General features: G+C 67.6%; 11 protein-coding genes. 7 read left to right on the forward strand and 4 right to left on the reverse strand.

Annotation, left to right across the window (positions count from 1 at the left end; genetic code table 11):
• Positions 1–470: 470 nt before the first annotated feature.
• Together groL and DYQ94_RS09020 are read right to left on the reverse strand one after the other, a co-directional pair.
• On the reverse strand, positions 471–2111 hold the full coding sequence (gene groL / locus DYQ94_RS09015; RefSeq protein WP_011035771.1) for a chaperonin GroEL: 1641 nt from the start codon (positions 2109–2111) through the stop codon (positions 471–473).
• Positions 2112–2247: 136 nt separating this feature from the next.
• Positions 2248–2535 (reverse strand): co-chaperone GroES, encoded by a 288-nt coding sequence (locus tag DYQ94_RS09020; RefSeq protein WP_003483210.1) that lies wholly within the window; start codon positions 2533–2535, stop codon positions 2248–2250.
• Positions 2536–2977: 442 nt separating this feature from the next.
• On the opposite strand from DYQ94_RS09020, the gene DYQ94_RS09025 reads away from it, so the two are divergent.
• The 7 genes from DYQ94_RS09025 to accC all read left to right on the forward strand — a co-directional run bounded on the left by DYQ94_RS09025 (position 2978) and on the right by accC (position 10997).
• Entirely contained in the window at positions 2978–4789 is a 1812-nt protein-coding gene (locus tag DYQ94_RS09025) for an endonuclease (protein WP_126965246.1), read from the forward strand.
• Positions 4790–5019: 230 nt separating this feature from the next.
• A complete protein-coding gene (cutA, locus tag DYQ94_RS09030; protein WP_024940554.1) occupies positions 5020–5352 on the forward strand; it encodes a divalent-cation tolerance protein CutA in 333 nt (110 codons plus the stop codon).
• Positions 5353–5357: 5 nt separating this feature from the next.
• A complete protein-coding gene (locus tag DYQ94_RS09035) occupies positions 5358–7682 on the forward strand; it encodes a protein-disulfide reductase DsbD family protein (protein ID WP_104593776.1) in 2325 nt (774 codons plus the stop codon).
• A 449-nt stretch (positions 7683–8131) separates the two neighbouring features.
• Positions 8132–8578 carry a type II 3-dehydroquinate dehydratase gene (aroQ, locus tag DYQ94_RS09040; protein WP_039811529.1) on the forward strand — a complete coding sequence of 149 codons (447 nt, stop codon included), beginning with the start codon at positions 8132–8134 and terminating at the stop codon, positions 8576–8578.
• A gap of 97 nt (positions 8579–8675) precedes the next feature.
• A complete protein-coding gene (accB, locus tag DYQ94_RS09045) occupies positions 8676–9161 on the forward strand; it encodes an acetyl-CoA carboxylase biotin carboxyl carrier protein (RefSeq protein ID WP_016903367.1) in 486 nt (161 codons plus the stop codon).
• Between the two features lie 23 nt (positions 9162–9184).
• Complete coding sequence (locus DYQ94_RS09050) at positions 9185–9640, forward strand: four helix bundle protein (RefSeq protein ID WP_126965247.1); 456 nt, start codon at positions 9185–9187, stop codon at positions 9638–9640.
• The gene (gene accC / locus DYQ94_RS09055) at positions 9630–10997 is read left to right on the forward strand and encodes an acetyl-CoA carboxylase biotin carboxylase subunit (RefSeq protein ID WP_016903366.1); all 1368 of its coding nucleotides are present in this window, start codon (positions 9630–9632) and stop codon (positions 10995–10997) included. Before DYQ94_RS09050 ends, accC begins: the two co-directional genes overlap by 11 nt.
• A 172-nt stretch (positions 10998–11169) precedes the next feature.
• Here the strand turns inward: accC and DYQ94_RS09060 are convergent, their stop codons facing one another.
• Together DYQ94_RS09060 and DYQ94_RS09065 are read right to left on the reverse strand one after the other, a co-directional pair.
• Positions 11170–11535, reverse strand: a complete 366-nt coding sequence (locus DYQ94_RS09060; protein ID WP_016903365.1) for a hypothetical protein — start codon at positions 11533–11535, stop codon at positions 11170–11172.
• Positions 11532–12458, reverse strand: coding sequence for a hypothetical protein (locus DYQ94_RS09065; RefSeq protein ID WP_126965248.1), 927 nt, complete (start codon positions 12456–12458; stop codon positions 11532–11534). The genes DYQ94_RS09060 and DYQ94_RS09065 overlap by 4 nt, the downstream gene beginning before the upstream one ends.
• Between the last annotated feature and the right edge of the window lie 80 nt (positions 12459–12538).

Consider the following 12538-nt stretch of genomic DNA (forward strand, 5'->3'; position numbering starts at 1 on the left):
AGCCCCTTCGCGCCCTGGGGCGCTCCTACGGGGTCATGGGGTTTGCGTGGCCATGCAAGCGCCGGGTTCGACACGGTCGAGGCCGCGAACCGATTGCGCAAGCCAATGGCATCGCCCCTGCGTAGGAGCGCACCCGGGCGCGACTGGGGCATTCCCGGTGAAGCCCCTTCGCGCCCTGGGGCGCTCCTACGGGGTCATGGGGTTTGCGTGGCCATGCAAGCGCCGGGTTCGACACGGTTGGGGCCGCGAACCGATTGCGCGAACCGGTGGCATCTGCGCCGCGTAGGAGCGCACCCGGGCGCGATTGGGGCGTTCCCGATAAAGCCTCTTCGCGCCCAGGGGCGCTCCTACGGGTCATGATGGGGTCTGCGTGGCCACGCACGACCTCTTGCGGCATCCATCTCATCGCCCACAAAAAAACCCCGCCTTTCGGCGGGGTCCTTTGTGCTGCAACAGCCGAGTGGCGTGGATCAGAAATCCATGCCGCCCATGCCGCCCATGCCACCGCCGGCCGGCATCGCCGGCTCGTCCTTCTTCGGTGCATCGGCCACCATGGCTTCGGTGGTGATCATCAGGCCGGCGATCGAGGCTGCGTTCTGCAGCGCCGAGCGGGTGACCTTGGTCGGATCCAGGATGCCGAACTCGACCATGTCGCCGAACTCGCCGTTGGCCGCGTTGTAGCCGTAGTTGCCGGTGCCTTCCTTGACCTTGTTCAGGATCACGGACGGCTCTTCGCCGGCATTGGCCACGATTTCGCGCAGCGGGGCTTCCATCGCGCGCAGGGCGATCTGGATGCCGTGGGTCTGGTCTTCGTTGGCACCGGTCAGGTTACCGACGGCCACCAGCGCACGCACCAGGGCCACACCGCCGCCCGGGACCACGCCTTCTTCGACGGCTGCACGGGTGGCGTGCAGGGCGTCTTCGACGCGGGCCTTCTTTTCCTTCATTTCGATTTCGGTCGACGCGCCGACCTTGATCACTGCAACGCCACCGGCCAGCTTGGCCACGCGCTCCTGCAGCTTCTCGCGGTCGTAATCGGACGAGGTGTCTTCGATCTGGGTCTTGATCTGGCCAACGCGGGCTTCGATCGTGGCCGAGTCGCCGGCGCCGTCGATGATGGTGGTGTTCTCCTTGGAGACCTGCACCTTCTTCGCGCGGCCCAGGTCCTTGATCGTGGCCTTCTCCAGCGCCAGACCCACTTCCTCGGAGATCACGGTGCCGCCGGTCAGCACGGCCATGTCTTCCAGCATCGCCTTGCGACGGTCGCCGAAGCCCGGTGCCTTGACGGCCACGACCTTGACGATGCCACGGATGGTGTTGACCACCAGGGTGGCCAGCGCTTCGCCTTCGACTTCTTCAGCGACGATCAGCAACGGCTTGCCGGCCTTGGCCACGCCTTCCAGCACGGGCAGCAGGTCGCGCACGTTGGAGATCTTCTTGTCGTGCAGCAGGATGAACGGGTCGTCCAGGTCGGCCGACTGGCTCTGCTGGTTGTTGATGAAGTACGGGGAGAGGTAGCCGCGATCGAACTGCATGCCCTCGACCACGTCCAGCTCGTTTTCCAGGCCCGAGCCTTCTTCAACGGTGATCACGCCTTCCTTGCCGACCTTCTGCATCGCTTCGGCAATGATGTTGCCGATCGATTCGTCCGAGTTGGCCGAGATGGTGCCGACCTGGGCAATTGCCTTGTCGTCGGTGGTGGGCTTGGAGATGTTCTTCAGCTCGATGACGGCGGCCTTGACGGCCTGGTCGATACCGCGCTTGAGGTCCATCGGGTTCATGCCGGCGGCCACAGCCTTGGCGCCTTCGCGGATCAGGGCCTGGGCCAGCACGGTGGCAGTGGTGGTGCCGTCGCCAGCGTTGTCGTTGGTCTTGGAAGCGACTTCCTTGACCATCTGCGCGCCCATGTTCTCGAACTTGTCAGCCAGTTCGATTTCCTTGGCGACGGAAACGCCGTCCTTGGTGATGGTCGGCGCGCCGAAGCTCTTCTCGAGCACGACGTTGCGGCCCTTCGGGCCCAGGGTGGCCTTGACGGCATTGGCAAGCACGTTGACGCCACGAACCATACGGGTACGTGCGTCTTCACCGAAACGAATGTCTTTAGCAGCCATTTGTTGTAACTCCGGAATTTGAGATTGGGGATTGGGGATTGGCTAAAGCGGGGTTCGGGGGAGATGCGGGATCAGCTGCGCCAAGCGCAGTGGCCAATCCCGAATCCCCACTCCCGAATCCCGCCGTCAACGGCTATCAGCCGATGACCGCCAGGATGTCGTCTTCGCGCAGCACCTTGTACTCGACGCCTTCGGACTTGTAGCTGCTGCCGGCGTACTGGCCGTAGATGACCTTGTCGCCAACCTTGACCACCGGCGCGCGCAGGCTGCCGTTGTCCAGGGGCTTGCCGGCGCCGATGGCGACGACTTCACCCTTGGTGGACTTTTCCTTGGCGGAGTCCGGGATCACGATGCCGCCGGCGGAAACTTCGTCGGCTTCGATCGGCTTGACTACAACGCGGTCGTGAAGCGGCTTGATGCTCATAGAGAAAGACCCTCTTAAGTGATTGATTGGTCTGGAAATTATCGGCGATGTTAGCACTCGTATGTGACGACTGCCAGCACAGCGCGCGGAAAAAACCCGACAGAGCGGGTGCGGGCCAGAGATTGTGCTGTGTGGCCAGCTTTCAAGGGCTGGGGGCAAAAAATTTTCGCCGGGCAGTTCCGTGCCAGGACCGCGAAGCGGCCGACACGACCTGGCGCGCATTGCCCGCTGGCGACGGTCAGCCGGGTGGGAACCGTGGTGGGAACCGGGCTGCGCGATCGCCAGCTGCGCCTGAGACCGGCTACCGAGCCACTGGCACGCCGGACGGTGCGCACCGAGCAGTCGCCGGAGCAGCCGCTCTAAAAATGGAACCAGGTTCCACCGATTGTCATGCGCACGTTTTACAGTCGGCCACGCATTCCCCGATCACAAGGAGCTGTCGATGAGGTTGCCTTCCCCTGCCCGTGCTTTCCCCTTGCGCTGGTCCCCCAGCTGCACGCTTCCCCTGGCCTGTGCGCTCGTACTGGCCGTCCCCACCGCCCACGCGGCGGTGTTCATCAACGAACTGCATTACGACGACGCAGGCGCCTCCGGCGACAGCGGCGAAGGCGTGGAAGTGGTGGCCACCGCCGGCGAATCGCTGAGCGGCTACCGCATCTATCTGTACAACGGCAGCACACCGGGCGCGGCCACGGTTTACGCCAATACGGCGGTGCCGGCCGGCAGCCTGGTCAGCTGCGGCAGCCAGGTGCGCGTGGCCACGGTCGGCTACGCCAGCAATGGCGTGCAGAACGGGCCCAACGACGGGGTGGCGCTGGTCGACCCCAACGGGCAGCTGGTGCAGTTCCTCAGTTACGAAGGCGCCATCACCGCCAGCGGCGGCCCTGCCGCCGGCATCACCAGCCAGAACCTGCCGGTCAGCGAGAGCAACAGCAGCGCGGTCGGCAGCTCGCTGCAACTGACCGGCACCGGCAGCAGCGCGGCCAACTTCAGCTGGGCCGGCTCGTCGGCGCAGACCTTTGGCGCGTGCAACCGCGGCCAGAGCTTCAACGGCAGCGGCGGTGGCGGCGAGACCGGCGCGGCACCGACGATCACCAGCACCACCCCGACCCAGGGCGCGACCGGCTTTCCCGCCGCCGGCGACCTGAGCGTGGGCTTCAGCGAGGCGGTGACGCTGAGCAGCGGCGCCTTCGCACTGAGCTGCGCCAGCTCCGGCACGGTGGCGCTGAGCTACCCGACCAGCGGCACCCGCTTCAGCCTGTCCACCAACACCGCCTTGGTCGGTGGCGAGCGCTGCACTCTGGCGATCACCGCCAGCGCCATCCGCGATGCCAGCGGGCTGAGCCCGGCCGCCAACCAGTCGATCGCCTTCACCGTGGCCACCGCCAGCGGCGGCGGCACCGGTTACTACTCGCGGGTCAACACCGCCAATGCCAGCCAGTTGCGCTGTTCGCTGCACACCGTGATCAAGGGCCACACGGTCTATCCGTACAGCGGCTCGGGCACCAGCACCTGGACCATCCTGGAGATGGCCGACGAAGATCCCAACAACAGCGGCCGGATCCTGGACGCCTACCGCAACCGCAGCTACGCCAAGGGCAGCGACCGTGCCGGCACCGGGAGCGGGCTGACCTACAACCGCGAGCACACCTGGCCCAACTCGCTGGGCTTCGGCAGCGCCAGCGGCGACAAGGGGCTGCCGTATGCGCCCTACACCGACACCCACATGCTGTATCTCACCGACACCGCCTTCAACGCCGACCGCGGCAACAAGCCGTACGCGGCCTGCACCAGCAGCTGCGGCGAGCGGGTCACCGAGGTCAATGACGGCAGTGGCGGCGGCAGCGGGCGCTATCCGGGCAATTCCAACTGGGTGCGCACCCCGGATGGCAACGGCGGTACCTTCGAGGTGTGGGGCAAGCGCAAGGGCGACATGGCGCGTGCGGTGATGTACATGGCGATCCGCTATGAAGGCGGCACCGACGCGGCCACCGGGCAGTCCGAGCCGGACCTGGAACTCACCGACGACCGCAGCAAGATCGTGCAGACCTCGGCTTCGCCGGCCTACATGGGCCTGTTGTCCACGCTGCTGGCCTGGCACCAGGCCGACCCGCCGGACGATGCCGAGCGGGCGCGCAACCAGGTGATCTTCAGCTTCCAGGGCAACCGCAACCCGTTCGTGGATCACCCCGAATGGGCGACCTCGAGCCTGTTCACCTCGGCCAAGCCGGCCAGCTGCCAGCTGGCCAATTGATCCGGCCCGGCCCGGCGCCCCAGGCGCCGGGCCGGGAGACGGCCTGCAGCGGCAATCCACATGCCCGACCGCGCAGCAGGCGCGCGAGCCGTCGGCCTGCGTCATTCAACATCAGCGGGCAGGCGCAGGACCGGTATCGCCGGCCAGCCGCCAGGCCCAGCGAACTTGACGCCCTGTTCCGGAATCTGCGGTCGATCCCCCGCAAACAGGGGATTACACTGCGCGGTCACATGAGCGCCTCTTCCCTCCATCTGTTGTTCAGCACCTGCCCGGATGCCGACAGCGCCGAGCGCATTGCGCGCGTGCTGCTGGACGAGCGTCTGGCCGCCTGCGTCACCCAGTTGCCCGGCGTGCAGTCGCTGTACCGCTGGAACGGGGCGATCGAGCGCAGCCAGGAAGTGCAGCTGTTGATCAAGACCTGGGAAGACCGCCTGCCGGACGCCATCGCGCGGCTGCAGGCGCTGCATCCGTATGAACTGCCGGAGGCGATCGCGGTCCAAGCCAGCGCCGGGCTGCCGGCGTATCTCGATTGGGTCCGGGCCGAAACCCGCAAGGAATCCTGACGTCCATGAAGTCTCTGTCCCGCTGGATCGCCCGCTGCGCATTGCTGGCCGTACCCTTGCTCGCCGCGCCGCTGGCGCTGGTGGCGCCCCTGCCCGCGCAAGCTGCGGTCACCGAGGCCGACCTGCTGCCGGTGGATCAGGCCTTCACCCTGAGCGCCACCGCCGATAGCCGCGACAGCATCGCGCTGCACTGGAAGATCGCGCCGGGCTATTACCTGTATCGCCACCGCATCAGCGTCAAATCCGGGCAAGGCTTTGCCGCCGGCGAGCTGGCGCTGCCGGAAGGCGAGAGCAAGCACGACGAGTTCTTCGGCCAGGTGCAGACCTACCGCAAGCAGCTGCAGGCCAGGCTGGCCGGCAAGGCCGATGCCGGGTTGCAGACCGCCGTGCTGCAGGTGCAATACCAGGGCTGCGCCGACGCCGGCGTGTGCTACCCGCCGCAACGCCGCGAGCTGCGCGTGCGCCTGCCCGATGCCTCGGCTCCCGCCGCGACACCCGCCACCCCGCGCGAAAACCTGGGCGCACTGGTGCCGCGCGCACCGGCAGGCCCGCGGCTGTTCGGCAGCACCGGCCAGGCCGCCGGCGTGGACGCACTGCCGCTGCCGGCCGAGCAGGCCTTCACCTTCGAAGCCATCGTCGGCGACGGCAACAGCCTGCTGCTGCGCTTCACCCCCGCGCCCGGCTATTACATCTACCGCGACCGCACCTCGCTGGCGCTGGAAGGCGCCGGCGGCGTGCGTCCCGGGCTGCCGCGCTGGCCGCAGGGCAAGGCGCACCGCGATGAGCACTTCGGCGATGTGGTGGTGTATTTCGACCAGGCCGAAGTCACCTTGCCGCTGCTGCGCGAGCACGCCGAACCGGTCAAGGCGACCCTGGTGGCGACCTTCCAGGGCTGCCAGACCGACGGTATCTGCTACCCGCCGATGACCCGCCGGGTAGCGCTGGAGTTGCCTGCCGGCACGGTGTCGCCGCAGAACCAGGCGCAGGCAGCGCCGCTGATGATCTCGCCGCTGCCGGCCGGGCAGCTGCCTGCGGAACCGGCGCCGGCACCGACGCCCGCAGCGACTGCAGCGCCGGCCGCAGATGCCTCGGCCGACAATCCGCAGCGCACCCAGCCGCCGCACGCCGACAAGGGCTTGCTGGCCATGCTGGTGCTGGCCCTGCTCGGCGGGCTGGTGCTGAACCTGATGCCCTGCGTGCTGCCGATCCTGTCGCTGAAGGTGCTGGGCCTGGCCCACAGCGGCGAGAGCCGCAGCCACGCGCGCAGCCACGCGATCTGGTATTCGCTGGGCGTGCTGGTGTCGTTTGCGGCGATCGGCGCGCTGGTGATCGGCCTGCGCGCGGCCGGGCAGGCGGCCGGCTGGGGCTTCCAGCTGCAGCAGCCGTGGTTCGTCGCGGCGCTGGCCTATCTGATGTTTGCGGTGGGCCTGAGCCTGTCGGGCGTGTTCACGCTGGGCAGCAATCTGGGCGGCATCGGCCAGTCGCTGGCAGCGCGCAATGGCCCGCTGGGTGATTTCTTCACCGGCGTGCTGGCCTGCGTGGTGGCCAGCCCCTGCATCGCCCCGTTCATGGGCACCGCACTGGCGTATGCCTTCACCGCCCCGGCGCTGCTGGCGATGCTGGTGTTCCTGGCGCTGGGCCTGGGCCTGGCGCTGCCGTTCCTGCTGATCGGCTTCATTCCCTCGCTGGCGCGGCGCCTGCCCACGCCCGGCGCGTGGATGGAAACGCTCAAGCAGGTGCTGGCGTTCCCGATGTATCTCACTGCGATCTGGCTGCTGTGGGTGCTGGGCAAGCAGCGCGGCGTGGACGCGCTGGCGCTGATGCTGGTTGGCGCCACGCTGCTGGCGCTGGGCCTGTTCTGCTTCGAGCGCAGCCGCTGGAAGAGCCATCGCATCGGCATGGGCCTGGCCGCGGTGATGCTGGTGCTGGCGATCGTGCCGGTGGTCGGGGTCACCCGCCTGCGCCTGCCGGCCGCCACTGCCGCCGAAGGCGTAGTGGCGTTCTCGCCGCAGTTGCTGGACCGCCTGCGCGCCGACAACCGCGTGGTGTTCGTCAACATGACCGCCGACTGGTGCGTGACCTGCAAGGCCAACGAGAAGAACGTGCTGAGCAGCGCCGACTTCCGCGACGCACTGCGCCGCGTCGACGCGGTCTACATGAAAGGCGACTGGACCAATGTCGACCCCAGGATCAGCGCCTTCCTCGACCAGCACCAGGCCGTCGGCGTGCCGCTGTACGTGGTCTACGGCCCCGGCGCGCCGCCTGCGGTGCTGCCGACCGTGCTGACCAACGCGATCACCGAGGATGCGTTGCTGCGCGCGGCTAGGTGAGCCGGTCGGTCAGACCCGCGGGCCGGCACGCCGGCTCGAACGGCGGCCCGATGCATGGACGGCATGGGTCGATGATGAAGGGAACGAGCGCCGATCGGCGCTGAAGTGGCTGGATGCCGGCGAACACCAGCCGGCGTTGCCGAGCACGCCGCTCGACAGCACGACAGATAGCAGGGGCCGGGACGCACGGCAGCGAACGCACCGCTTCCGCGAATGGACGCGCTGCACTACGCACCATGGCGATTCAGCAGATGGTCGGCATGCGATCGACAGACCGGCAAGGCTGGGCGCCTGCCGCGAAACCGCAGCCCCACAGGGCTTGGCACACCAACGCAGCAGCGTGCCACCACGAAATTAAAACAACCGTTTAAAACAGACCTAACTTCGCCTATCTGGACAGCATCGGCGACATCGCGCAGACTTCCGGCCTTTCCGCTCTCCCGGATGTCATGGCCCACCTGCTGCTGTTGCACGGCCCCAACCTCAACCTGCTTGGCACCCGCGAGCCGGATGTCTACGGGCGCACCACGCTGGCGCAGATCGATGCGGCCCTGGTGGACCGGGCGCAGGCCGCCGGGCATGCGCTGGCCTGCCTGCAGTCCAATGCCGAGCACGTGCTGGTGGAGCGCATCCACGCCGCGCGCGAGGACGGCACCGCCTACATCCTGATCAACCCGGCCGCCTTCACCCACACCTCGGTGGCGCTGCGCGACGCGCTGCTGGGAGTGGGATTGCCGTTCGTGGAAATCCATCTGTCCAACCCGCATGCGCGCGAGCCGTTCCGTCACCACAGCTATCTCAGCGACAAGGCCGACGGCGTGATCTGCGGCTTTGGCGCCGACAGCTACCGGCTGGCGCTGGAAGCGGTGATCGCGCGGCTGGAACGCGACGCATGACATCCCGCTCACCCACGCCGGCGCCCGCGCCGACGGCCTGACCCCCTTCCGCCGGCAGCCGCCGGCAACCTCCACCGATTCACCTCATGAGGCCCGTATGGATCTCCGCAAAATCAAGAAACTGATCGACCTGCTCGAAGAATCCAATCTCGCCGAAATCGAGATCAAGGAAGGCGAAGAAAGCGTGCGCCTGGCACGCGTGCCCAAGGGCACCACCGTGATGAGCGCGCCGGTGCAGCAGTACGCACCTGCCCCGCCCGCGCAGGCCCCGGCCGCCCCCAGCATGCCGATGCAGTCGCCCACCGAGGCCTCCACCGGCGGCGCCAAGCAGGCTGCCGCCCTGCCGGAAGGCCACGTGCTGCGCGCGCCGATGGTCGGCACCTTCTACACCTCGCCCTCGCCGGACAAGCCGGCCTTCGTCACCGTCGGCCAGCAGGTCAAGGCCGGCGAAACGCTGGCGATCATCGAGGCGATGAAGATGTTCAACCCGATCGAAGCCGACGTCTCCGGCACCATCGTGGCCATCCTCGGCGAAACCGGCCAGCCAGTGGAATTCGATCAGCCGTTGTTTGTGATTGGCTGAGCGGCGGGGATGGGAGAGTCGTGATGACAGCCATACGGCTGTGGAAAAGCCGGGATTCGCAAGAGCGGCCGCATGAGCGCCTGATGGCCTGGCGCGATGCGATGTCGCTTGTCGAAGCGATCTACCGCCTGAGCCACGACTTTCCTGATTCCGAACGTTTCGGACTGACGGCACAGATGCGGCGCGCTGCGATCAGCGTGCCTTCCAATATCGCCGAAGGCGCCGCGCGGCGTTCCACTGCCGAGTACCTGCGTTATCTGTCGATGGCGCGGGGTTCGCTGGCGGAACTGGATACGCAACTGCAGATTGCCGCACGGCTGCAGTTCGGTTCGCCCGATACGGCAACCCTGGATCTTTTGAATCGCACGTTTGCCAGGCTCAATGCATTGATCCGCACGCTGGACGAATCGCGCCATCTGCGCGAGCCCGGCGCCCTCTACGAATCACCACTCTCGAATCCCCAATCCCATGCTAGATAAAGTCGTCATCGCCAACCGAGGTGAAATCGCGCTGCGCATCCTGCGCGCGTGCCACACGCTCGGCATCCGCACGGTCGCGGTGCATTCCACGGTCGACCGCAACCTCAAGCACGTGGCCATGGCCGACGAGTCGGTGTGTATCGGCCCGGCTGCCTCCAGCGACAGTTACCTCAACATCCCGGCGTTGATCGCCGCGGCCGAGGTGACCGATGCGCAGGCCATCCATCCCGGCTACGGCTTCCTGTCGGAAAACGCCGACTTTGCCGAGCGCGTGGAAGAATCCGGCTTCATCTTCATCGGCCCCAAGGCCGACACCATCCGCCTGATGGGCGACAAGGTGGAGGCGATCCGCGCGATGAAGGCCGCCGGCGTGCCGTGCGTGCCCGGTTCGGGCGGTCCGCTGGGCGACGACATCGTCGCCAACACCAAGGTGGCGCGCGAAATCGGCTACCCGGTGATCATCAAGGCCGCCGGCGGCGGCGGCGGGCGCGGCATGCGCGTGGTGCATTCGGAGGCCGCGTTGAAGGCCGCCATCGAAACCACCAAGTCCGAAGCCAAGGCCGCCTTCAGCAACGATCAGGTCTACATGGAGAAGTTCCTGGAAAATCCGCGTCACGTGGAAATCCAGGTGCTGGCCGACGGCCAGGGCGGCGCGATCCATCTGGGCGAACGCGATTGCTCGATGCAGCGCCGCCACCAGAAGGTGGTGGAAGAAGCGCCGGCCCCGGGCATCACCGAAGAACTGCGCAACGAGATCGGTAAGGTCTGCGTGGATGCCTGCATCCGCATCGGCTATCGCGGCGCGGGTACCTTCGAGTTCCTGTTCGAAGACGGGCGTTTCTACTTCATCGAAATGAACACGCGCATCCAGGTGGAGCATCCGGTCACCGAGCGCATCACCGGCATCGACCTGGTCTGCGAGCAGTTGCGCATTGCCGCCGGCCGCAAGCTGACCATCAAGCAGAGCGACATCGTGCTGCGCGGGCATGCGATCGAGTGCCGCATCAATGCCGAGGACCCGGAGACCTTCATGCCCAATCCGGGCCTGATCACCGCGTTCCATCCGCCCGGCGGCCCGGGCGTGCGTGTGGATACGCACATCTACGCCGGCTACAAGGTGCCGCCGAACTACGACTCGATGATCGGCAAGCTGATCGTGCATGGCCCCGATCGCGAGACCGCGATCGCGCGCATGCGCGTGGCGCTGAGCGAGATGGTGGTGGACGGCATCAAGACCAACATCCCGCTGCAGCAGCGCATCATGCGCGACAAGGGCTTCCAGGCCGGTGGGCAGAACATCCACTATCTGGAAAAGCGCCTGGCCGAGCGCAAGAACAAGTCGATCGCGCTGGTCTGATCGCACCGGCCAGTGCACCGCGCAACAAGCCCGGGAAACCGGGCTTGTTGCGTTGTTGCCCGGTGCATTGCGCAGGCCAGCCGACCTGTGCGTAGGAGCGCACCCGGGCGCGACCGCGCTTTATCGGTGGAACCTCGTCGCGCCCAGGTGCGCTCCTACGGGATCCTGGGTGCTAGCGGATCCGCGGCGCCGGCTGCTGGCTGCCCGGCACCGGCACGATGCCGCTGGAGGAGGCCGGGTCGACCACGGTCATGGTTTCGGTGGAGCCATCCGGCCACACCACCTGGAAGGTGGAGCCGGCCGGCAGTGTCGAAAACGGCATCGCGCTGCTGGCGCGGTACACCGCGGCCACCTGGCTGGCGCCATGCCGTCGCTGCTGTTCGTCAGCGGCGACCGTGGTCGACTTGACCGACAGCGGCTGGTAGCGGTGATCGGCGGTGTCGATCATCACGATGCCCACGGCCGCGGCCGAATACGCCACGAACAACGCGACCCAGAACCAGAACTTGGCGCCATGCGCCAGGCGACGGTAATTCATGACTGCGCTCCCGGCTCGGAGACCAAGCTATCGACCATCTCATCCACTCTGTCTGCTCCCTGCCGCGGCACCGCGGCATCGAATACGAACGACACGAAATCCTGTGCGCTGTTGCGCGAGCAGATGCCCGCATTGGCGCAATAACTGGTGACCAGGGTGCTGTCTGCGCTGCAATCCAGCCCCAGCCGGCATGCAGCCACCTGCCAGGCCAGCTCGGCGAACTGATCGCCGGCCACGTAGCCGTCGAGGCTGTCATCGCCACTGGCGCGCGCGCCCATCGCCGGCGCCAGCGCCAGGTAGGCCTCCGGGTCGCGCGAGGCCAGCACGCGTTGCACCAGCGCGCGCTTGTAGCTGGGCGAGCGCTGCAGCGGCTCGCCCAGTGCCAGCAACGCCGCCTCGGCAGCCAGATTGCCCGCACGCGCGGCCGCCTGCCGTTGCTGCGCCACCAGCCGCGGGCCCAGGCCGTCGCCGGGCGCAAAGCCGGCGCAGCGTTGCGCCACGCGCGTGCGCGCCGCGTGCATCGCCGCCACGCCGGGCGTGTGTTGCGCGGCGATCCAGGCGCTGTCGGCGGCGTAACCGGCCGGGCTGGACGCATACGGCGCGCAGTAATCGTAGACGCGGCTCAGGCGCCACCCCGCCTGCGCATTGCCGGCGCGCACCTGCTGCTGCAATTGCTGCGCATAGCGGTACAGGTCAGGCTGCGCGTCAACCGCATCGCGGTGGGGCAGCTGCAGGGCAGTGCCGCGTTCGGCGGGCGCGTGCGCCACCGCTGCCGGCGCGCCGGCACGGTCACTGCTTGCCACCGCCGGCAGCACGGCGGTGGGCGAATCGCCCGGTTGCGCGCGCACATGCCACCAGGCCGCCGCCGCGAGCGCGACGGGAGCCAGCAACAGCCAGAGATGGCGGGCACGAGCAAGCGGCATGGACAGCGGCGACCCTGCTGCGGAAAGCCCCGCAGCGACGGCGCGGAGTCTAGCACCCGCGCCCGCGCACGCTGGCGCGC

Source organism: Xanthomonas sp. LMG 8993, from assembly GCF_009835065.2.
Classification (GTDB): domain Bacteria; phylum Pseudomonadota; class Gammaproteobacteria; order Xanthomonadales; family Xanthomonadaceae; genus Xanthomonas; species Xanthomonas arboricola.